Origin of the sequence: Flavobacterium sp. HSC-61S13 (genome assembly GCF_024171535.1) — a bacterium.
GTDB lineage: Bacteria > Bacteroidota > Bacteroidia > Flavobacteriales > Flavobacteriaceae > Flavobacterium.
Genome location: NZ_JALJZV010000010.1, coordinates 1 through 23,912, shown reverse-complemented (window position 1 = coordinate 23,912; position 23,912 = coordinate 1). Strand labels below are relative to the sequence as shown.

At 36.3% G+C, this 23,912-nt stretch carries 13 protein-coding genes; 9 read left to right on the top strand and 4 right to left on the bottom strand.

What is annotated here, in order from left to right; translation table 11 throughout:
* Together L1275_RS10615 and L1275_RS10610 are read left to right on the top strand one after the other, a co-directional pair.
* Positions 1–840, top strand: a complete 840-nt coding sequence (locus tag L1275_RS10615) for an outer membrane beta-barrel protein (protein WP_253472655.1) — start codon at positions 1–3, stop codon at positions 838–840.
* A 258-nt stretch (positions 841–1,098) separates the two neighbouring features.
* A complete protein-coding gene (locus tag L1275_RS10610) occupies positions 1,099–6,570 on the top strand; it encodes a choice-of-anchor J domain-containing protein (RefSeq protein ID WP_253472653.1) in 5,472 nt (1,823 codons plus the stop codon).
* Positions 6,571–6,651: 81 nt separating this feature from the next.
* Here L1275_RS10610 and L1275_RS10605 read toward each other — a convergent pair whose 3' ends face one another.
* The 3 genes from L1275_RS10605 to L1275_RS10595 all read right to left on the bottom strand — a co-directional run bounded on the left by L1275_RS10605 (position 6,652) and on the right by L1275_RS10595 (position 8,384).
* Positions 6,652–6,906 (bottom strand): zf-TFIIB domain-containing protein, encoded by a 255-nt coding sequence (locus L1275_RS10605; RefSeq protein WP_253472651.1) that lies wholly within the window; start codon positions 6,904–6,906, stop codon positions 6,652–6,654.
* 148 nt (positions 6,907–7,054) lie between these two features.
* Positions 7,055–8,017, bottom strand: coding sequence for a TIGR03571 family LLM class oxidoreductase (locus tag L1275_RS10600; protein ID WP_253472649.1), 963 nt, complete (start codon positions 8,015–8,017; stop codon positions 7,055–7,057).
* A 67-nt stretch (positions 8,018–8,084) separates the two neighbouring features.
* Positions 8,085–8,384, bottom strand: a complete 300-nt coding sequence (locus L1275_RS10595) for a helix-turn-helix transcriptional regulator (RefSeq protein ID WP_253472647.1) — start codon at positions 8,382–8,384, stop codon at positions 8,085–8,087.
* A 449-nt stretch (positions 8,385–8,833) separates the two neighbouring features.
* Between L1275_RS10595 and L1275_RS10590 the strand changes: the two genes are divergently transcribed.
* The 7 genes from L1275_RS10590 to L1275_RS10560 all read left to right on the top strand — a co-directional run bounded on the left by L1275_RS10590 (position 8,834) and on the right by L1275_RS10560 (position 23,618).
* The gene (locus tag L1275_RS10590) at positions 8,834–9,010 is read left to right on the top strand and encodes a histone H1 (protein ID WP_253472645.1); all 177 of its coding nucleotides are present in this window, start codon (positions 8,834–8,836) and stop codon (positions 9,008–9,010) included.
* Positions 9,011–9,287: 277 nt separating this feature from the next.
* On the top strand, positions 9,288–13,010 hold the full coding sequence (locus L1275_RS10585; RefSeq protein WP_253472643.1) for a helix-turn-helix domain-containing protein: 3,723 nt from the start codon (positions 9,288–9,290) through the stop codon (positions 13,008–13,010).
* A gap of 145 nt (positions 13,011–13,155) precedes the next feature.
* Positions 13,156–16,227, top strand: coding sequence for a TonB-dependent receptor (locus L1275_RS10580; protein WP_253472641.1), 3,072 nt, complete (start codon positions 13,156–13,158; stop codon positions 16,225–16,227).
* A 106-nt stretch (positions 16,228–16,333) separates the two neighbouring features.
* The gene (locus L1275_RS10575) at positions 16,334–17,923 is read left to right on the top strand and encodes a RagB/SusD family nutrient uptake outer membrane protein (protein ID WP_253472639.1); all 1,590 of its coding nucleotides are present in this window, start codon (positions 16,334–16,336) and stop codon (positions 17,921–17,923) included.
* Positions 17,924–18,040: 117 nt separating this feature from the next.
* Entirely contained in the window at positions 18,041–19,837 is a 1,797-nt protein-coding gene (locus L1275_RS10570; protein ID WP_253472637.1) for an alkaline phosphatase, read from the top strand.
* Entirely contained in the window at positions 19,838–21,334 is a 1,497-nt protein-coding gene (locus L1275_RS10565) for a calcineurin-like phosphoesterase family protein (RefSeq protein WP_253472636.1), read from the top strand.
* A gap of 145 nt (positions 21,335–21,479) precedes the next feature.
* Complete coding sequence (locus L1275_RS10560; RefSeq protein ID WP_253472634.1) at positions 21,480–23,618, top strand: catalase; 2,139 nt, start codon at positions 21,480–21,482, stop codon at positions 23,616–23,618.
* 84 nt (positions 23,619–23,702) lie between these two features.
* Here the strand turns inward: L1275_RS10560 and L1275_RS10555 are convergent.
* On the bottom strand, positions 23,703–23,912 hold a 210-nt coding region (locus L1275_RS10555; RefSeq protein ID WP_253472632.1), incomplete at its 5' end, for an IS3 family transposase.

Genomic DNA, 23,912 nt, shown 5'->3' with positions numbered 1-23,912 from the left:
ATGAGAAATCGAAAAATAGTTAGTTTTAGTCTATTGGTGTGGACACTGATGACAACGGTAAATGTTCAAGCGCAAGAAAATGAAATCGGTGTTGCATTATACGGAGGATTGGGAACGATAAAATTTGATGGATCGGATGTTTTAGACGGTGGAAATGGCGGTGTTTCGGTCGATTATCTAGTGCGTTTGGACGAAAATTGGGGTATTCAAATTGGTATGAGCTACGGATACTATCAAATTAAATTGGATCAGAACAATGTTAAAGGATCTTATTTTACACGGGATAATGAAGCCGAGGAATTTGAATTTCGTTATAACATCAATCGTTTTACAGAAACCTTGAAGGGCAGTTACTTTGCCATTCCCCTTAGTCTGCGTTACGAAACGAGTTTTAAAAGTAATACCAATTTTTATTTGCAAGGAGGCCTTAAATACAGTTTTTATTCTAAAGTCTCTTCGGATATAGAAGTCAATCAGTTAAAAACTAGTGGGTATTTTGCCTATTCGGATGCTGAATTATTTGGACCAACTTTTATGGGATTTGGTGAATTTGATCAACTTAAAGAAGATAAAAAAATGAAATTAAAGCAAGGGGTATCTATCCTAGGCGAAATTGGAATTATTCAAACTTTGGCCAATGATCAACCCTTGTATTTTGGAGTGTACATCGATTATGACATGACAAATCCTTTAAAAAATCCTAGTCGCATAGTGAATTATAATGCCGAAGGATTACAGCGACTAAATCTCCAGAGTATAATTGAACAGGAGCAACAAGAGAAACATCGTCTACGGATGTTTGCTATTGGTTTAAAGGTCCGTTATGCTTTTGGGCTTTAAAATAGAAAAGTATATAGCGTCTTGATTTCACAACTTAGGTTGATCGATTCGTAACACTTTAAATAACACTTTATAAGTAACCCGAAGATTTTTGATCTTTGGGTTACTTTTTTTTTGCATGCTTTTACAAAATAGCATTGTTCGAAAACCTAATTCAATTTAGTAACATTCGCTAAAATTTAATCTCGAATATTTAATTTTTTATAATGTTTAGTTAAATTTTTTGATATATTTATGTTTTTGTTTTAAAATTAATTTATGAAAAAATTAAAATATACCGCTGTTTCCTTGATTTTTTTTGTGTTTTGTGTAGGATATGCTTTTTATAGTGTAAAGGGAAGCGATTGGGAAGCGTTTTTGGACGAATTTTCGACTGACCAAGTAAATCATGAAATCACGGACCGATTTCAGCCAACCAATATTCCGGCTGTTTTAGAATCAAAGGGCGTGGAAAAGCGATCCAATTGCTGGGAACCCGCTAATTATGAAATCATAGAGCTCGATCCTGTTAAGGCGGTGGTGTTGCTAGACGATGTGGTAAATACCAATTGGGAATACTTTGTTCAACTTCAAGGAGGGGGACAGCCAACGACCGCTGGTTTTATGAGTAATTCCAAACGAATAACGATAACCAGAATGGTAGGAGGGGTCAATTTGCAACCCGACACAGCGTATGAATTTTATGTAAGAAGTGTTTGCTCGCCGGGAGTAACAAGTTTCTGGGAAGGTCCTATAGTTTTTAAAACTCCTTGTTTACCTATGGCGCCTCCATTTTGGGAGCGTTTTAGTGATATTTCCAAATCGGCCCAGTGTTGGCGTACGACACTAAAAGGCCATCGAATGAGTGTCAATGCTACTTCAGTACAAAATAGAAATGTTTATATAGGAAATAGAAGTGTAGAATTGACTAATAAAGAAGGTGACCAAGTATGGTTAGCAAGTCCTACTTTTATAACGGATCCCAAAAAGGTTTACCGCTTGAAATTTCATTATTTGGCTGATTTTCCAGAAGGTAAAAATTTTGATTTGATGATTTCTCATGGAGGTATTGCAGCTGCTGAATTTGTTTCGATAAAAAATATTCCGCTTGTTAAAGATTGGAGAGAATTCAAGATTTTCCTAACTGATTTACAAGCTAAGACAACTTTTGCAATTCTCTACGGAGGGGTTAATAGGGTGATGACTATAGATAATTTTTACTTTGAAGAAGTTATAGGATGTCAAGAGCCAATGAGTGCGATTAGTAAAAATATTCAATCGAATAAAGTCGACTTAGAATGGACGGATGATCAGGGTAAAGAATGGGAGTATTTAATTAGAGAAAAGGGTACAGGTACCGGAATTCCTGTTGCAAAGGGTGTGAAAACGAAATTAAAGCAGCAGACCGTACTACAAGAAATAAATGGAAAAAAGATTAAACCCAATTCGAAGTACGAATATTTTATCCGTACGGTTTGTGGTAATGGAGCATATAGTGTTTGGTTAGGGCCTCTAGAATTTACGACTCCATGCAATAATGTAGAAATCCCTTTTTGGGAAGGATTCAATAAGGGGTCTAAAAGCTTAAATTGTTGGACAGTTAAGAGTGATAATCATAATACAATAAATCAATGGATGCCCCATAGTGATTTTGTTCAAGAGGGAAGTCAATCCATGGGAGCGCTTATCACCAGTTTTGTCGAATCAAAATCTAATGGAGAAACTTGGTTGATTAGTCCGATGATCAATTTTGATAAAAACAAAAAATATAAATTGAGTTTTTATTATAAAACTTCCGATGATATTGGCGCCCATTTTGAGATATTAGCGTCAGACCACGGAAATGAAATCAAGGATTTTACCAAGGTTTTGGTTGCGAAAAAACATTACAAAACAGCGGAATTTCAAAAATTGGAATACTTCATTTCAGATTTATCAGCAAATACCCATCTGACCTGGCGTGCTTTTGAAAAAGACAGCAGACTTTTGCTTATTGATAATGTTTTAATAGAAGAAGTAAGGGGTTGTGAAGTGCCATTTGGCTTAAATGTAAAGGATGTTGACGTAGACAAAGTAACCTTGTCTTGGGACGCTTTAGCGAATAATTTAGGTTGGGAATACGCCGTTCAATTGCGAGCTAGTGGAATTCCCAAGGGAAAGTTTAAATCTACTTCGACAAAAGACAATGTGATCACCAAAGACAATATGGGGAATTTGCTTAAAGCGAATACTTCTTATGAGTTTTACGTGCGTTCTAAATGTATGGGTGATCAGATTAGCTCCTGGTCGGAACCTTACTTTTTCTCAACGAATTGCGCCGTAATTACACCACCATTTTGGGAGGGCTTCAATTCTAATTCCGAAACTATAAACTGTTGGTCGGTTATTGATATAAAAAATGTACAATCTGTATTAAAATCTGATAATTGGAGCTTCAACGGCAAATGGAACCTACCAAAAAGCTATGGCAATAGTGTTTTTGAAGGAGATGGGATAGTACAAATTATCGATCATAACCCTAAAAATGCGACTCAATGGTTGATTTCCCCGTCTTTAAAATTAGATGGAGGGGTTTATGTTTTAAAATACCAATATAGAACTATTAATACAGAACTTAATAATGCAGGATTCGAGGTCTTTTTGTCGAAAGAAGGGGTGATTATGGATAAATTCACAACTAAAGTGGTGGCAAAAAAAGCGATATCAAAAGATAATGTATGGCAGGAAGAAGTCGTTTTCATCCGTGATATAACTGGAATTGTCAATCTCGGTTGGAAGTATACAGGTGTTTCTTCCTCACCGGGAATCCCTATTATTGATTTAGATCATGTTAGTTTAAAGAAGGTAGAAACTTGTTCGGAACCGTATGGAATTAAAAAAACAAATTATTCCGCTAATGGATTTGTTATCGAATGGGAACAAGACGGAGGTATTGTTGATTGGGAAGTAGCTTTGTTGGACTATGGAACGGATATTTTAACCGCTAACCCCACTTGGATTGCCGTAACGGGAAAACCCACTTTAGCTATTTCGAATCTTATATCGGGAAAAGTTTATCAAGTGTATGTACGCGCGAAATGTAAAAACAACAGCACCACTAGTGATTGGTCAACACCGTTAAAAGTAGAAATACCCATTCCTACAGCTAATAATTGCAAAGGAGCAATTAAGGTACCGGTTAATAAAGGAGTCGATTGTGAAGTGTCTGTAACCACTTCGATGTTCGAAACTGGGGTTTCGGGCCTTCTTCGAACAACTTGTTCTGATCTTAATTTCAGTTCTGAAATCAAATCAGAGTTGTGGTTTGAATTTGTAGCAACCGCTACGCAACACGCTATATCATTAGTCAACAATTATGATTGGGTAAATGAAAATAGATCTTTTATTAGCTATGCCATTTATGAGGAGAATTGTTTAACATTGAATCATAATACGGAGAATATTGGTTGTTATATTTTGGGAAACACCCAATTATTAGACAATCTAGTGGTTGGAAAAACTTATCTTATCCGAGTTTTAAGGGTTGTGAGGAAAGATATGAGTGAGGTTCCCAATCCTGATTTAACATTGAATATTTGCATTACGAGTTATAGTGGACCATATATACAGGTAAAACCAATAGGTGATCAATATACTCCTTTAAATTTAGTTAAAGATGTTTTAGCCGATACATCCTGTGACTTAATTTCAAACGTGACGCATAATCCTAGCGAAAATGGTGTCATATCCTTGGGCTATTTTAATAAGAATTCTACCAATTTTCCGTTCGAAGAAGGTCTTGTTTTGTCGACTAGTTCTGTGAATGAAATTCCAGGTCCATTTAAAAACAACATAGATCCACGGAATAATTCACCTTGGAATAAAGTAAGAAAAGCTAAAATCTCGCCTGGTAGCGTTGACAGTGATGTAGAAATGATTTATAAAAATGATTTAAATGCAAATAATTATTATTCCTGGAGTGGTGAAAAATATATTAATGTGATTGAGTTTGATTTTGTACCGCTTTCTGAAAACTTTCAATTAGAGTATATATATGCAAGTGATTATTGGAATCATTACTATGGCGGTGGTACTTATACATACTGGAATAATCTAGGCGCTATTTGGTTGACAGAAGTCGAAACTGGTGAAGGAAGAAATATTGCTAACATAACTAAAGATGAGCTTGCGATATCTACTGAAACAATATCTAGTGGTTATTCGTATTTTTATAGTTATGATTATCAATCGCGAAATAAGGAGTATTTTGACAAAATTTTCGAAGAAAATAGGAATGAATCTTCCAGATTAATTTTAGATACCAACCCCTTAGGGGCACCTATTAATTTTTCGGGTATGACCTTACCGATCAAGACCCAATCGGTTTTGGTAAAACCAGGAGTAAAATACCGTCTAAAAGTCGCCGTGACTGATATTTATTTTTCTTATTATAACCAAGATAATTATTATAATAGTTCTTCAAGTGCTCTATTTATAAATGGGGGTAGTCTTAATTTAGATCGATTGGATCTGGGAGAAGATTTGTTGATTAAAAATTTAGAAGCCTTATGCGCGGGTGACAAAATAATAGTAAACTCTGGTCTTTCAAAAGATAAAACGACGATACAATGGTATAAGGATGGCAAAAAATTAGCAGGTCAAATCCTACCAGACCTTGAAGTAACTGAAGCGGGAACCTATAAAGTAGTAGCGAGATATGATACCGTGGACTGTGATGTAACGGGTGAAATAAAAGTGGAGATGTATCCTTTAATATCAGCAGTTTTAGGGAAGCCGGATACGATTAAAATTTGTAAAAATAACCTCAATGTGACTACTGTAGACTTGACTGCTGTCGAAAATCAATTATTTGCTGGTTTGGATAAAAGCCGTTATCATGTTCGTTATTTTGAAGACAAAACTCAAGCGGAAAAAAATGTTCTTTTTATTGAAAAACCAGCAGAATTCGCGACTACTACTGTAAAGGAAAACAAAGACATTTACTTGCGAATAGAAGACGAGGTTACAGGTTGTGTAGAGATTATCGTCATAATGATCGAAGTAAGTAAGGGCGATGCTCCTAAGAAACGCGAAGATGTAGTGGCTTGTATGTCTTATGTCTTTCCAGAATTGAGTGTTAAGGATCAATTTTATTACAGCGGTTCAGCCGCACAAGGCAAATCTTATGTAGCTGGTGATCGATTAGATGTTCTGGGTCAACATACTATTTACGTATTACAGTTAAATGGTAAAGAAGGTTGTTATGAAGAAATTTCTTATCAAGTAACCATTACTCCAAATGTGGTTGCAGCGGTTTTTGAAGATGAAGTTTTAGAATGTAAATACTATCAATTAAAACCGTTGTTGGCAAATAATAAGTATTTTACAAAGAGTGGAGGACAAGGGGTTGAATTAAAAGCAGGTGATTTGGTGACTGCATCACAAACTATTTATGTTTTTGCACAATCTTTAGATCAGCAATGTACAGACGAAAGTAGTTTTACTATAACATATAAGGATTGCCCAATTCCCAAAGGAATTTCTCCAAACGGGGACGGATTTAATGATCGATTTGATTTGAGCGAACATGGAGTAAATAGTATAGTGATTTACAACCGTTGGGGCGTGGAAGTCTATAGTTACGGATCAGGATATCAGGCTCAGTGGCAAGGTCAAGATAAAAAAGGGAATACCTTAGCCGACGGCACCTATTATTATATCATCGATGCTCACGGAAAAACCCGTACAGGATGGGTTCAAATAAATAAATAAGCAAAACTAAAAAAATAGGGTTCACTTTTCAGTGAACCCTATTTAATTAAGATATAAAATAATTGGGAATATTCCCAATGTTTAAAAATCAAAAATATCGCTCAAGAATGATTTTTTCTTGGATTGATAATTTTCTTTATAGTGCTCTTTATGTGGTCGGTTGTAGTCATTATTGTTTTGATTACTACTTTGCGAGTCTTGCGCCATAGAACGCTCGATGATTTTATCGAGTTCACCACGATCTAACCAAATACCTCTACAGCTTGGGCAATAGTCAATTTCAATTCCATTTTTTTCACTCATTAAGAGTGTTTCATTACAGGTTGGGCATTTCATAACTTTTTGTTTTTTCATTAATATTCTCCGAATGTAGAGAATTGCATTTAAAGTATAGATATGACCCAATAACATTTAGGAAATACTTATGAAATTTAGCCATATTGTACTGTTTTACTGTACTTGATGTTACGAATATATCGCTGGTTTACCGCTTTAAACCTGAAAAAAGAGGAAGTACTTCTGTGGCCAATTCATCGATTACATCCGTTGTCGGTCTTTTGCTGAAATGGATGCCTATTGCGGCATGATTGACTCCGGCTTTCTCCCATTCTGATAACAATTCAATAAGTCCCAAACGTCCCGTTTTTAAAATAAATCCGCCTCTTAATGGCGTTCTAGGAAAATGAGGATCTTCTGAAAGTTCTATCCATTCATTAGTTATATGCGGTTTAAAAGTACCGTTGGGGATTAGATTCCTCCAGGCATTTATTTTCTGGCTTATCTGCGCGGTGTCGTTGGCAGTAGCTGTGGCTCCTGGATAGGTAATCCAACCGTCGGCATTTTGGGCATTCCACGTCAAGGTTTGTTGGCTTCCACCAGTTAGTAACAGCGGAACTTTGCCGGAAAGGGGTTTGGGTACTACGTCCATTCCCTTAAAATCGCTAATTGTAGATTGAATCGCAGCAAATGACTTTTCGGTATGTTGCTTGAATTGTTCAAAAACTTCTCTAAAGCGTGCGCCTCTATCATTAAAGTCCAAACCAAATGCCGGAAACTCGCCCATTCGATCTCCTGAACCCACACCTAAGAGTACCCGATTACCCGATAGCTGATCCAATGTAGCCACTGCTTTGGCTAATGCTATCGGATGCCAGAGCGGCATCACTATGCTCGCTGTTCCCAACGCAATTTGTGTGGTTTGTCCCGCAATAAACGACAGGTAATTTAAGGCGTCGAAAACCTGTCCTACATCGCCAAAACTAGGGTCGTAAATCGGTATATCCCGTACCCATAATGCTGGAAATCCCCAATTGTCAATCCGCTTGATCTGTTCGATATGCGTATTGTAGGTAGTTTGATTTGGTTGGTTTACTTCTAGCGGAAGAAAAATTCCTAAAGTCAGTCGATCGGGTGCAAATACGCGATCAAAAACACGATGTTTTTCCATAATTTATATTTTTAATTCTATATAATTAAATATCTATAATTGTCGATATGTTTGATTTAAAAAAAAATCACAATTGTTGTTTAATATAGGAAGCGAGCTCTTGAATTTGCTGTTCATTTCTTTTATAGTAAGTCCATTTTCCTTCGCGAACAGATAGTAATAAGCCACTATTAACTAGGCCACTAAGGTAAGAGGAGGTAGTAGATTGAGAAAGGCCTATTTTTTTTTGAATAATACTCATACATACACCAAAGTCATCTACTTCAGGCTCTATATCAATAGCTTCGAAATGATTTCGAGGTTCTTTTAGCCAAAAGAGAATTTGTAAACGGTGCTCGTTAGAAAGCATTTTAAATAACTCAATCATTTTTATATATCGCGATTTCTCGATGCAAAGTAACTATTATTATTTGAAACCATCAAATTTTATTTTAAGTACGTTTGATATATTCAAGATGATGGAAGCTTTACAAATGTATTAACGGTTAAACTTCGTACTGAATCTCTTGTTGCTAATGGTGTTTTGAGAGAAATATATTAAAAGTTGTAAAAAAATTCCTTAAGTCCTAAATTTAAACAAGGAAGCAAGATCCCAATGTTTTTGGACTATGTGAAAAATAAACCTTATTTTTTTTATAGAAATGCAGGCTTGTTGCTTTGTCTTTAATAATATAGCATTAAGATCGGTTGTTTTATGCTTTTTTGTTGTTTTAAAATCAAAAAATCCTTGAAAATAAACAGATATTTGATTGCAAAATTCTTGCATCTGATTCTTAAACTGCTAATTTTGTAATCTTAATTAAATAAAAATTTATCATGGAAAATTTAATCCAAAAAATTCATTCAGAAATCGAAACTTTTAAAAACGAATCTGAATCATTAATTGACAAAGGAGTTAAAGCTGCTGGAGCAAGAGCACGTAAATCAACTTTAGAACTTGAAAAACTTTTGAAAGAGTTTAGAAAAGTTTCTATTGAAGAGTCAAAAAAATAATATTTTTACCTTGATAACAAACCTCAACTAAATCTTTTTAGTAGAGGTTTGTTTCAATTAGCAATCGGTAGCCAAACCGATGCGTATGAAGCATGTATTTTCTTTGCCTTGCTTTTAGTCGAATTCTTTTTCGCATTCCCCACAATTTCGTTTTTTTAATACTTAAAGAACATTTCAATTTTAACTTACATTGTAGTAACCAAATCTTAATGATAGGGTTCGCATTCTCCAAGTTTGATGTTTTACATTTAGCGCGTCATAAATGTAAATACTATTAATGCGCTACTTCTTTTTTTTTCTCTTTGTAAGTTTATTTACTTACGGTCAAAACATTCATTTTAATAACGTTACTACCAAGGATGGACTTTCTAATAATTCGGTAAATACGATGTTCAATCATAAAGATGGATCTTTATGGATAGGTACCTGGGATGGCTTAAATTTATATGATGGTAAAAAAATTACAGTTTATAAACACAACCCGCAAAATGCGTCAAGTATTGCTGGAAATAACATCTATAAAATAACATCAGATTATCGCGAAGAACTATGGATCTGGTGTGATGATCAAAAAGTCAGTTTATATCGAGGAAAAGATCAATTTATCAATTATAGCTTTCCAGCGTCTATTATTGATATGAGTTTAACTGTACAAGGGGAATTGCTCGTGACTTTAAATGATGGAAGTAAATACCTATGGAAGTCGGGAGAATTTGTTAAAGATCAGTTGCATAAAGTCTTATTAGAGCCCAAAGATGCATGGATTACAGATTTGAAACATTTGTTTAAAGATACTGTAATAAATGATGTTATAAAAGAGGATGATTTGCATTTTTGGGTTGCGACAAAGGACAAAGGCTTATATTATATAAGCAAAGTCCACGGAAAATATGTGATTCAAGACACCTATACTACAGATCCATATAATACCCTTAGTTTAAGAAGCAATGAAATTGTTGTTTTGCATAGAGACCTGTTAGGCAATTTGTGGTTGGGTACAAAGGATGGAGGAATCGCAATGATGGTGAATCGCAACGAAGATATTAAAACCATTTATTCGCATCATAAAGAGCAGCCGTTTTTACCGTCAGAAACCGTGAGGGCCATTACTGAAGATCAACAAGGAAGGTTGTGGTTGGGCTACTATACCCAAGGCATATACACCCAAGATAAGAAAGGTGGTGTTTTCCGAACGTACCCATTAACACGAGCTAAAGTTAATGCAGATTGGTTGCGTATACGGAGCTTATATACCGACAGTTATGGAAGTATATGGATTGGTACTTATGCAGGAGTTATACAAATCAGAGATGGCGAACAGATCTATTACGAACAAGGTTCCACACCCCATTTTACCAATAATCGCAACTACCATTTTCAAGAAAGCGGACCGTTTTTATGGATTGCTTGTTGGGGAGGAATAGCCAAGTTCGATTTAATCAAACAGCAATTCGTGCCATTTTTGAATCAGAAAACCTTAATGAAGTATCATATTAGACATATTTCAGTGGATGCTAAGCAGTTATTGTTAGCAACAGAAAAGGAAGGAGTAGTATTTTATGATATCAGTTCGGGTGAAATAAATCATCTAAATCTTGACGATGGTGTTTTGGGGAATAGTGTGTACGTCACTTATGTTGACCCGTATTCCAAAGATATTTGGATTGGAAGTTTAGGAGGAATTTCAATATTTTCATCTGCTAAGCAGCTAAAGCAGCAGCTGACAGAAGAAAAGGGTTTACCAAGTCACTTGGTATACAGTTTTCTACCGTATAAAAACAAAATATGGATTAGCACCACCAAAGGTATTGCCTCTATTGATAAAAAGAGCATGGCAGTTTTGAATTTCAGTAATTATAATGGCTGGCAGGGACTAGAGTTCTCCGAAGGAGCAGCCTATCAGAATACCCAAGGTAAACTGATGTTCGCTGGAAATAGAGGAGTTAATTTATTTGATGCAGAAAAATTACAAATCCCCAAAGAGGTTCCTGATTTTAAAATTGTCTTTAACGGAGAACCCGTTGTAGTCAATGAAATGGTAGAGCGGGCTTTTAAAGATAATGATATCAAATTGGAACTATACCCGATCGGCTTTAATACTTATCTGAAAAATCAGTTTGAATATCGAATTGAAGGGCTTTTTGACGATTGGCGCGTGTTACCACAAAATGATATACTGTTGGATAAGTTAGCACCAAATACTTACAACATACAAGTTAGGAACACCTTAGGAACAAAAAAAGAAGTAGTGTTTTCCAAATCGTTTGTCATACGTAAACCTTTTTACGCCAACCCCTTTTTTATACTAATAGTCATTGCGGTTCTGATCTCTTTGTTTGTGTGGAGGTTTAAAAGAAAGCAACAAATCGTTTTACAACGCGAAATAGCCTTAAAGAAAGAAGTGGCACTACGTACCGAAGAAGTATTGTTACAGAAGGAGAGTCTTAGACAACAGTATATACAGCTCGACAATCTTAATGGTGAGATTTTAAAGCAGCAAAAAGAAGTTTTAGAACTGCATAGTCGTTTTAAAAATGCGGATATAGAAATTGAAAAATTTCGAGTTTTTGTGCTTTCAAAAATTAAAAAATCCTTGGTTGAAATCCTTGGGAGTTTAGATCATGTCGCCATGCACAATACAACGAAGAATAAAGTAGTCGGTTTGTATGATATGGTTAGAGAATGGGATTATCTCGAGCAGATTAAAGATTTTGACTCTCCACAGAAAATCAGTATTAGGCTTCAAGATTTAATTAATAAGTTACATGATGAATGGAAGTATAATGAAAAGAAAACTTTGGTAAGCATTGATGTGAAAAGCAGTATAGGTAAACAAAGGGTAGAAATTGATTTAATGCGTTTGAAATTTTTGTTTAAATACTTTATGAATGATTGCTGCAAGTATATGAAACAAGACGAGAAAATTGAAGTTTCCTTTGATATCGTTGAAGATTATTTGGAAGTATCGATTGCTTCGGAAAGTAAGTTACTTCAAACTTATTGGAGGGAAAACAGTCTCTTTAGTCCATATTATAGAGCTTTTTTTGTCTTACTTCAAGATTTAAGCGGTAGCCTGATAGACTTGTCGCAGCGTAGTTTTCAGGTATTGATCCGTTTACCACTGGATTTGTCCAGCGAAGCACAGCAGGAAAATAACGCAAAAGATTGGAACATCTATTTGCAAGAGCTACAAACCCTACCTAAGGATAAAAATAACCTTTTGGTGTATGCTGAAGATCAGGACCATTTATTGGTCTTGCAGTTGTTAGGAAGTGAAGAGCGATATCAGTTGATTTATAACAACCAGATTAATGAAGTTATCAGTAATATAGAACACTATAAGTTCGATGCTTTAATTCTATACAATATCCCAATTTCAGATGCTTTGCTGTCTTTATTTAGTCGTATTCAGAAAACAGTAAATAAACAGCGCTTGTTGATTTTTTATATTGCAGAGGAGGTCGATTACTTTTTACAAGAACAGTTGGTACAATTGGGAGTGACTGATTTTATTCACTTACCTCTCAACAAAAACATCATAGAAAACAAGATTCAAAAGAGAATCAGCTATGATAAGCAAAACAAAGAAGCGACCGCTTATATGTGGAATAGTGAAGTGATAGAGCAGGAAGATCGATTAGAGTCGTCCAACGAAAGACTCTTGCGAAAAGCGATGGAAATGATGACTAGTAAACTGGGTAATGCTGATTTTGGAATAGAGCAACTAACCGAACAATTGGGTATTTCTAAAATGAAGTGTTATCGGATCTTTAAAGAAATTTTACAGATCTCACCATCAGAAGTTTTAATACAACTCCGTTTAAAAAAAGCGGAAAACATGTTACAATATGGAAACCTCACCGTATCAGAAATCAGTTTTGAATGTGGGTTTAATGACCCGAAATATTTCAGTAAAACCTTTAAAAAACACTATCAGGTAAGTCCGTCATCTTATAAAAAAGAAGAAAGCATTGTTGCAAGTGGATTAAGTGAATATTAAGCCATTGTTATTGCAAAAAAAACACCCTAAATCAAGTCGTTTTCCAGCCTAATATGTAATAAAAAACCACCAATTAGAAAGATTTCTACCCTATTGCAACTAGTCACTACTATAATTTTGAAGCAAATCGAAAATAGTAAAACTTATGAAACGACACTTTTTATTTACGTTGCTGTTGTACTTGTCTGGACTAACTTTAGTACAGGCTCAAGTTGTGATCAAGGGGAAGGTTACGGCACAATCAGATGGGCAAGTAGTATCCTTTGCTACGGTAGTAGCTAACAAGGACAACAGCACTTGGACCACTACTGATATTGAAGGAAATTATAGCATCACGCTAAAACAAGAAAAAGGTAATTTGACTGTTGAATATCTGGGTTATAAAAAACAATCTATGACCTATGCAGGCAGTCAAACGATTAATTTGGTATTGGAAGATGAAAATAACGTATTGGACGAGGTGGTACTCATTGGATATGGAGCCGCGAAAAAAAAGAATATTACAACTTCTATTGCAACAGTGGATGAAATTGGGAAATTAAGTTCCAGACCGGTTTCAAATGTAACTGATTTTTTACAGGGACAGGTAGCGGGGGTTACTGTTATGCAGCAGGGTGGAGATCCATCTGAAAACAGTAAAATAGTGATTAGAGGAACGGGATCTTTGGCAAATGAAGAACCTTTAACAGTGGTTGATGGAGTGCCGTACTACGGACCTCCAATTAGCCCAAGTGATATCGAATCGGTATCTATTCTTAAAGATGCAGCAGCCGCCGCAATCTATGGTGCACAAGCATCTTCTGGGGTTATTGTTATTACTACTAAGAAAGGAAAACCAGGGGCAACACGAGTGTCTTTAAATATGTATACCGGTATGCAAACGGCAACAAATTTGCCAACACCATTAGATGCGCAGGGTCAGGCGGCTATATATAATCAAGCGGCAGATAATGCTGGTGCTCCTAGACAAAGTGCACATGATCCTAAAGCAAATCCTTGGGGGCAAACCACGCGTACCAATTGGATGGATGAAATTTTTAGAACCGCTGCAATCTATAACGTAGATGCTAACATTTCAGGAGGATCCGAAAAGGGGAGTTATATGACTTCTTTTGGATACAATAAAAAAGAAGGTACGTTGATAGGAACCTTTTCAGAACGTTATAATTTTAGAGTGAAGTCAGATATTAATCTAACAGATAAGGTTACTATAGGACAAAACATCTATTATTCAAATACGCAAGCCGTTGGAACAAACACCACAAATTCCTATTCAGGCAGTATTGTTAATGCGCTTTATATGCCAGCGGCAGCACCTGTTTATGATGAAAAGGGAGGTTTCAGTGGAGTAGTACCTCAAGATTTGGCTGCCTTTGCAGGCGCTTATGGAGACGTATATAATCCTGTTGCCTTATTAAAACGTCCATCAATTGAAAGTCCTACCAATTTTATTAATGCTAATGTATATTTGAACTACAACATAGTTGATGGCTTGAATTTCAAAACCACATACAGTTACGATTACACGACTAATAAATATAAGAAATTTACACCAAAAGTACCCGAATTGGGACGTAGTAATTTGAATAATTACCTGTTTGAGAGTAATTATAATAAAAGCCATTGGATTTGGGACAATCAGTTGACGTATCAAAAAACTTTTGGAAAACACGACCTAAATTTGACTGCAATTCACTCTGCTCAAAAGACAAATTATGATTTTTGCTCCCAACAGGGAGAAGGATTCAGTAGTGAAGAGTCCTTCAATCATTATATGAGTAATGCTTCAGTGATCCGCAAACCTGAAACAGAGGTTTATGACGATGCTTTGACATCAGTAATTGGGCGAGCGATGTATAATTATGACGATAAATATTTTTTATCAGCTAGTTTACGTCGTGATAGAACTTCACGTTTAGCTCAGAACAATCAATCCGAAACCTTTCCTTCAGCTTCTGCGGGATGGCGTATTTCACAAGAAAACTTCTTTGATATAAAAGCTATTAATGAATTTAAACTTCGCGCTTCGTGGGGACAAATTGGAAACATCAATTCCGTAGCATATTATTCTTTCGATGTTCCGTTGAGCAGTACCAATATCATTATGGGAGAGGATGCCGCCTTAGACAGTAAAGGAACTTATATCAATCGACAATCTAATCCCGAGTTAAAATGGGAAACTTCAGAATCTTGGGACTTGGGATTGGATGCCTCTTTCTTTAATGGAAAATTAAACCTAGTCGCAGATTATTTTTCGAAGCGCACAAAGGGAATGATTATTCCTGGTTTGGAAGATGCACACCACGGTACTGCAGCGGCAGATGTCAACGGGGGAGAAGTACTCAATAAAGGTTTAGAACTTTCTTTGAGTTTTAACAATAAGGTAGGTAATGTAAATTATAAGATTTTTGGTAATACGAGTTTCCTGCAAAATGAATTGGTCAATCTAGACGGATATAACCAAAGCGGTATTGATTATATCGCTCATGGTGATAATGTACGCAGTACTTTAAATCCCTATCGTTCTGTAGTGGGACGGTCACTTTATGGAACCTATCTTGTTCCGTACATAGGTATCTTCCAATCGCAAGATGAAATTAACAATCACAGAGGTGCCAACGGAAGTTTAATTCAACCCAATGCAAAACCGGGTGACTTGATCTTCAAAGACAGCAATAACGACGGTAAGATCGATAATGCGGATAAGGAATTTATGGATGCCTATATACCGAAGATTACGTATAGTTTTGGTTTGAATTTAGATTATAAAAACTTTGATTTAAGTATGTTTTTCCAAGGAGTTGGTGATGTGAAAGTTTTTAATGGATACAAATTTACAGCTTATAACGCTTCACAACAAGGATATAATTTAGATAGCAGAGTGCAGGGAGCTTGGACAACAGCACATACAAATACAAGTATTCCTAGGGTCTCTACTAAAGATGATAATCAGAATTATGGAACTACTTCAAGTTGGTATTTGGAGGATGCCTCATATTTACGATTGAAAAACATCACTCTAGGTTATACTTTACCAGAGTCTTTGATGAAAAACCTTTCTGCAAATACGAGTTTAAGACTTTATATTTCTGGTGAGAATCTATTAACAATAACTGGATATCAAGGAATTGATCCCGAAGTGGGAGGTGTCGGATTGGATGTCGCTAAATATCCAGTTGCTCGTACCATATCAGGAGGGTTTTTATTTACATTTTAACGAGTACTTGAGTTGAAGAGCAGCTATTACAAAAGCTTGACAACAAGGGAATACCATTGAAAAGTAGGGACTGCCTCTAATTTTAATTTAAAGATATATACTACAAATGAAAAAATATAATTTATCAAAATATTGCTTTGCAATTGGATTAATGCTGGTGATGACTTTCGGGGCATGCAGTTCAGATTTTACAGAACTAGATCCAAAGGGAAATGCCTCTTATGAGAATTTTTGGAAAAGTGAACAAGATGCTATTGAGGCGTCAAACAGTTTGTATCAGATGATGAATAATGACGAAATGTTTGGTCGAGGCTTTTTCTGGTACATCAATGCTTCTGATGATATGGTTACAGGACGGTTAAATGCCACTGCCGATAATATTAAAAATTTTAATATGAATGGCGATGAAAACTACGTCAGTGATATTTATCTGAATTCTTATAAAATTATTCGTAGAGCCAATGATATTATTGCTCATGTTCCAGCTATGAATATTAATGAAGAACTAAAGACAAGAATCTTAGGAGAAGCTTATTTTATGAGGGCATTTCACTATTTCTGGCTGGCTCATACTTATGGAGATGATGGGCAAAATGGTGGAGTCCCTATAGTTACAGAACAGAATATGGAGCAAGCTGCTGGCAGTTTTGAAAGGCCTAAAAGCGTGATAGAGAATTATCGTTTTATAGTGGAGGATTTTACAAAGTCTGCAGAATTATTGACGCTTTTTACCGAGTTCTCTGGTGCCAATTACGGACGTGCACATAAAGATGCAGCCTTGGCCTATATCGCTAAAACATATTTATATTGGAGTCAATATGATTCGAGTAAGTATCAGGAGGTAATTAAATATTGTGATGAAGTTACTAATTCAGGGTCGGGTAGAGCCTTAATTTATACTGCAAAACCCGATCAAGATTTTAGACTGCTACACAGCCATTTAAACAACTGGACTTCAGAGTATATCTGGTCTGTTAATTCAGGAATTGAAGGCGGTAGTATACTTCCGGGCTGTATGCTTGAAAACAAAGGTTGGGGAACTTATAACGGTTGGGGATATTTTACGCCTACAGAAAGTTTATATCAAGAGTTTGAAGAGGGGGATGCTCGAAAAAAAGTGACTTTATTGAGTTTTGGTGATGAAATTACCTATTTCGGAAAATCAAAGCGTTATAGTTCAGAAAATTCTCTTTCGGGTTTCCAATTCAATAAGTATATGTATGAATACCAATTCGAAAATGCCTTAGGTACTTTTATCAATACCAATGGAAACAAACCAACTACCGTTTACAACGTGCCTTTAATGCGTTATGCTGAGGTTTTATTGATGAAATCTGAAGCTCAGATCATGTCTGGTCAAAATGGAGATGAATCACTAAATTTAGTGAGACAACGTGCTGGCCTAAAGCCGAAGTCAGCCGCGACTATGATAGATTTAAAACACGAACGCAGAGTAGAACTCGCAGGAGAATTTGCCAATAGGCATTTTGATCTCGTTCGATGGGGAGATGCGGAAGTTACCTACAATAAACCCTTATACGGTAGGATTTACAAGGATCGCTCAAACCCAGATTCTAGTTTTGAAATTGGAGAGGTCTGGAAAACAAGAAATTTTGATAAAAGCTATATGCAGGTATGGCCAATTCCTAACAAAGCGGTGCTCTCTTCGGGTATACGACAAAATCACGGTTGGTAATTTTATTTTTCAAAGAAGGGTCGCTTTATACAGGCGGCTCTTCTATTAATCCATTTTACAAAAAATCATTAATAATGCTAAAGTCGGTATTTAAGATTTGACGCAATAACTATATATATGAAAAAAATCATCTTATCCATAGCCATGCTCTTGGGAGTTTGGGCTACTTATGGTCAAAATAAAGCAATTAAAATACATTCTCATAACGACTATCAACAACAATCACCTTTTTGGAATGCCTACTCCAATGGTTTGCAATCGATAGAAGTAGACTTGATTTTAGAAAAGGGAAATCTATTTGTGGCTCATGATAAAGAAGACATTGAGGCAACTAGAACTTTGGAAAGCCTATATTTAAAACCTCTAGTATCTGCATTAGATTTAAAAATTGGTTCAGCAAAAAACCTTCATTTCTTGATTGATTTTAAGGGAGATCCTCAGGAATCAATGAAGTTGTTATTGCCTCTTTTAAAAAAGTATGAAACGACCATTATCGAACAAAACTTAATGTTCGTTATTTCGGGGCAGAAACCGGTTTTGGACTATTTTATTACTGTACCGAATTATGTACAAATTGACTACCAAAGTTTAGAACCATTAGATAATAAAGCGATTTGGGATAAAGTTGCGATGGTTAGCCTAAACTTTAGAGACTATTCGGTTTGGAATGGTAAAGGACGTATGGTTGAGCAAGAAAGATTAAAGGTACAAGATGTGATCAATAGGGTGCATCAAATGGGTAAACCTCTTCGATTTTGGGGTACCCCTGATGGGAAAACCGCATGGAAAGCCTTTGTAGACCTCGGAGTTGATATTATAAACACAGATCAACCCTATCAAGCTAGGACGTATTTAGATCGTCTCGGTACAAATGTTTATCACAATCAACTTTTTTCAGATGTATATAAGCCTACTTTCAGCAGTGATAATAAGGCTAAGGCGATAAAAAATGTGATTTTATTAATTGGCGATGGAAATGGATTAACACAAATATCCGCTGCAGCCTTAGCCAATCGAGGTGATCTATCCTTATTGCAACTACGGAGTATTGGATTGATAAAGACACAAGCTGCTGACGACTTTACTACTGATTCCGCTGCGGGAGGTACTGCGCTAGCGACAGGGCAAAAAACGTATAATCGCTCCATTGGTATGGGAATTAATCGATTACCGATTCAAAATATAACAGAATTATTAGCTCCAAATGGATTCAATACGGCTTGTATAACCACCGATGAAATTACCGGAGCTACACCAGCATCATTTTATGCTCACCAATTGGATCGAGATCAGGAGAGTCTGATAGCAAAAGATCTATGGGCTAGCCAACTTTCTTTGTTTATAGGAGCGGGTAAAAATAAATTTAAAGATATTGATTTGGCAAGTCGTTTCACACTGGTAGATGAGGTAAAGGATTTATCTCAAGCAACGGCAGCTAAAGTGGGGATCTTTTTAAGCTCGGGTTCGTTGCCTGGTATTATTGATGGTAGGGATGATGTTTTAGCGCAGGCTACGAAACAAAGCATAAATTTTTTAGCAGCTAAAAAAAAGCCGTTTTTTCTAATGGTGGAAGGCGCAAAAATTGATTCGTATGGACACTTTAATAATACGGGTGGTATAGTCACAGAAGGTATTGATTTCGATAAAGCAGTCGCGGAGGCTCTAAAATTTGCAGATCGAGATGGAGAAACCTTGGTGATAATTACCGCCGATCATGAAACTTCGGGTTTTGCTATACCTCAAGGAGATGTGGTTAAAAGTTATATAGAAGGAGATTTTATTTCTAATGATCATACTGGGGTAATGGTTCCAATCTTTGCATACGGTCCACATTCAAGTCAATTTAGTGGGGTATATGAAAACAATGAAGTACATCAAAAAATCGTCAAATTGCTTAAATTAAAAAAGAAATAAATGAACTATTTAGGAGCTATTTTATGCTGTGTATTTGGATTACTTAAGGCTGATGCACAAGGTATTTCAGTCCGCGGCAAAGTGTTTGAGGATAGTAATAAAAATAAGGTGTACGATCTTGGTGAACCCCTATTGTCTGGAGTTTTATTGAGTAATGGACGGGATCTAGTAGCTACAAATGCTCAGGGAGAATATCAAATAGAGCTAATTCCAGATCTTTCCGTATTTATCATCAAACCCTCTGGATTTCAGTCGCCGCTAAGTAAAAATAATAAGGTCGAGTTTTTTATTCCACTGAAACAAAATGATGCTGAGGAAATCTATGATTTCCCGCTTTATAAACAAGAAGAGAATAAACGCAGTGATTTTGTGTTATTGGGTGATTTACAAGTTGATGTCATGGACGACATCAACCATGTGGAAAAATTAGTGGTAGAAGAACTGGCCAAAGATCCTCCTGATTTGATTTTCCCACTCGGAGATTTGGTTTTTGACAATCTTGAAATTTTTGAACCCTTAGCGCAATCATTGGGATTAATTGGTGCACCGATTTATTATGTAGCAGGAAATCACGACTTAAACTTCGGTAGGGAAAAGCTCGAGCAACGCGATGACAGTTTTAAAAGAGTATTTGGGCCATCCTATTATGCATTGGAATATGGCGAACAGTTGATCGTAGTTTTAAACAATATCATTCCAATTAGCGATAAGGAGTATGTAGGAGGAATAGACGTCATGCAAAAAGTGTTTTTAAACAAGATATTGCAGGAGTTTAAACATCGGAAAATCACTGTAATGATGCATATCCCTGTCGAATTTATGGAGGATAAAAACGATTTTCTCGAATTATTTGCTGAGTATCCCGAAGTATTTATAGCAACGGGGCATACCCATACTCAATATCATAAATACTTTGAACGCAAAAACAATCCAGCTATACATCAATTAGTGGCGGGAGCTGTCTGTGGTGCGTGGTGGCAAGGGCCACATGATATAGAGGGAATTCCGTTTGCAATGATGTATGACGGTACATGGAAAGGGTATTGGCATCTATATACTGACGCAGGAAAACAGCAATTGCAATATAAAGTGTCGGGGCGGAGTGAATCCAAACAAATGTCGATTTGGTCCCCAGAATATAAAGACTGGGATCAGTCGCTACACCATTTAAATGATCAGTACATCTATGTAAATGTATTTGCGGCGGATCAAAATACTCAGGTAGAAATCAGTTTTGACGACGGTCCTTGGTCAGCAATGCACTATTTTGAAGGCGTGGATCCTGCATACAAACGATTGATCGCTTTACAAGATCAAGGACGTTATAATAATGGAAAAACTTCTTCTATGGTAGATGCTAAAAGAATCAGTACACACTTGTGGCGATTTCCCGTGCCATTTAAAAATCATAATAGTCCAGGTATCGCAAAAATAAGAGCGATTGCTAAAAATTTGGGTTTAAATCATGTGGAGACACGAGTGTTTCGAGCTTTGTGAACGGTTTATATAAGCAAAGTTTTATAAGAACTAGTATTGAGAAAATTATTAAATCATTGATTATTTAAGGTTATATTTTTTGATTTGTGTAATACCGTGGTTTATTTGTTGTAAATTAAACATTCTTTAACCAAAATAAAAAAGTATGAACGAAAAAGGAAATTTATCTGGCGACTCAAAAAAGAATCAACTGAGTCAATTTGAAGTGGATGCTTCTAATCGAGTTATGACCACCAATGATGGGATTGCGATCAACGATAATAACAATTCATTAAAAGTGGGAGAGCGTGGACCTAGTCTTACCGAGGATTTTATTTTTCGGGAAAAACTGGCACATTTTGATAGAGAACGAATCCCTGAGCGTGTGGTTCATGCACGTGGCACGGGTGCTCATGGAGTATTTGAATGTTATGAAGATTTATCTCAATACAGTTGTGCGAGTTTTTTGTCTGCAAAGGGAAAAAAGACTCCTTTGTTTTTGCGTTTTTCTACTGTAGCTGGTTTTAGAGGTTCGACAGATTTAGCGCGTGACGCACGTGGTTTTTCGGTTAAATTTTATACCGATGAAGGTAATTTTGATTTGATTGGTAATAATATTCCGGTATTTTTTATTCAGGATGCGATGAATTTTCCCGATTTGATTCATGCTGTTAAGCCCGAACCCCATAATGAAATTCCGCAAGCAGCTTCGGCTCATGACACTTTTTGGGATTTCGTTTCCCTGATGCCCGAAGCGGCACATATGGTGATGTGGGTGATGTCGGATCGAGGCATACCGCGTAGTTTGAGAATGATGGAAGGTTTTGGCGTTCACACGTTTAAATTGGTTAATGAAGCGGGTAAGGCTCATTTTGTCAAGTTTCATTGGAAACCGCTGTTAGGGGTTCATAGTGTAGCTTGGAATGAAGCTCAGAAAATATCGGGTTTCAATTCCGATTTCCATAGACAAGACTTATTTGATGCTATTGATGGCGGCGATTTTCCGGAATGGGAACTCGGTGTGCAGATTATAGCAGAGGAAGATGAGCATCGATTTTCGTTTGACCTTTTGGATCCTACAAAACTGATTCCAGAAGAACTGGTACCGGTTAAGATAATCGGAAAGATGACCTTAAATAGAAACCCAGAAAATTTCTTTGCTGAAACAGAGCAGGCGGCATTTCATCCGGGTCGCGTGGTACGCGGTATTGATTTCTCGAATGATCCCCTTTTACAAGGCAGACTTTTTTCGTATTCCGATACACAGATTTATAGACTGGGCGGTGCCAACCATCAAGAGCTACCAATCAACAGACCTGTCAATCCGGTGCACAATAACCAACGTGACGGGTCTATGCGTACGACCATAGCCAAAGGAGAAACGGCTTATTTTCCTAATAGTATCGGCAACGGTTGTCCATATCAAGCGATGATGAAAGGTGAAAAGGCCTTTGTATCGCATGCAGAACAGGTAGATGGTAAAAAAGTGCGCGCTAGAAGTACGAGTTTTGCCGATCATTTTACGCAAGCCTCTTTGTTTTATAACAGTCAAACTCCAGAAGAACAGCAACATATAGTTAATGCCTATAGTTTTGAATTGAGTAAGGTTAATCGGATTGATATTCGCAAGAGGTATTTGGGAATACTATCTCAAATAAATGGTGATTTAACGGCAAAAGTAGCTGCGAATTTGGGATTAGAGGTCCCAAAGGGATTGGATGCGTTGACTGTTCAATTTGCAAAGCAAAACCATCCGAACTATCCAGTGACACCTCCCAAAGCAGAGGTATTAAAATCAGCTGCTTTAAGCATGAGAGCCGATCCGGAAAAAGCGACTATTGCCACGAGAAAAGTCGCGTTTTTAGTAGCTGATGGGGTTTCTAAAGCTTCGATTGATTTATTAAAGAAAGCTTTGGAAAGCCAAGGAGCGCAAGCTTGTTTGATTTCTAATAAGGTTGGTGATTTAAAATTCATGGAAGGCGGTACGGAGAATATTCAGCACAGTTATTTGACTGAAGCTTCGGTTTTGTATGACGCGGTATATGTACCATCGGGAAAACAACTTGGAATTTTGGCGGATGAACCCGATTTTTTCCAATTCCTCAATGAAGCTTACCGTCATTGTAAGGTAATAGGCTTTGCAAAAGGCACTGAAAAATTAATTGAAGAAACTTATTTTCACAATAAAAAAGCAGATAAAGGTTTGGTACTTGACCATGAAAAGGACTTTGCCCAAGATTTTATTCAAGCTTTAAAAGCACATAGAATTTGGGAACGAGAAACCGCTAGAAAGGTTCCTTCATAAGACCCAATTCGTGTAGGTAGGTATGGAAATCGGGAACTGTAATTTACAATCCCGATCTCCAAAACCTATTTTCGTTGTACTTCCCTAAATAAGGTTGACCGTTTTTTGAATGTTTAATTCGTTATTAAAAATAGTAATAATTGGTTTAAAGAAAGTACTTTCTTTAAACCAATTATTTTCAAAATCTACAGGAGTCATTTTAACAATAGCGTCATGAGGTCTTTTGTTATTATAATTCCACACTGCTTTTTTTACCATAGCTTTTAACTCCATAAAGGTTTTAGGTTTCCAATA

Coding starts and splice junctions, on each gene's coding strand:
- L1275_RS10585 (WP_253472643.1), top strand. CDS start 9,288: ATGCGCTACTTCTTTTTTTTTCTCTTTGTAAGTTTATTTACTTACGGT.
- L1275_RS10580 (WP_253472641.1), top strand. CDS start 13,156: ATGAAACGACACTTTTTATTTACGTTGCTGTTGTACTTGTCTGGACTA.
- L1275_RS10575 (WP_253472639.1), top strand. CDS start 16,334: ATGAAAAAATATAATTTATCAAAATATTGCTTTGCAATTGGATTAATG.
- L1275_RS10600 (WP_253472649.1), bottom strand. CDS start 8,017: ATGGAAAAACATCGTGTTTTTGATCGCGTATTTGCACCCGATCGACTG.
- L1275_RS10565 (WP_253472636.1), top strand. CDS start 19,838: ATGAACTATTTAGGAGCTATTTTATGCTGTGTATTTGGATTACTTAAG.
- L1275_RS10615 (WP_253472655.1), top strand. CDS start 1: ATGAGAAATCGAAAAATAGTTAGTTTTAGTCTATTGGTGTGGACACTG.
- L1275_RS10570 (WP_253472637.1), top strand. CDS start 18,041: ATGAAAAAAATCATCTTATCCATAGCCATGCTCTTGGGAGTTTGGGCT.
- L1275_RS10605 (WP_253472651.1), bottom strand. CDS start 6,906: ATGAAATGCCCAACCTGTAATGAAACACTCTTAATGAGTGAAAAAAAT.
- L1275_RS10590 (WP_253472645.1), top strand. CDS start 8,834: ATGGAAAATTTAATCCAAAAAATTCATTCAGAAATCGAAACTTTTAAA.
- L1275_RS10595 (WP_253472647.1), bottom strand. CDS start 8,384: ATGATTGAGTTATTTAAAATGCTTTCTAACGAGCACCGTTTACAAATT.
- L1275_RS10560 (WP_253472634.1), top strand. CDS start 21,480: ATGAACGAAAAAGGAAATTTATCTGGCGACTCAAAAAAGAATCAACTG.
- L1275_RS10610 (WP_253472653.1), top strand. CDS start 1,099: ATGAAAAAATTAAAATATACCGCTGTTTCCTTGATTTTTTTTGTGTTT.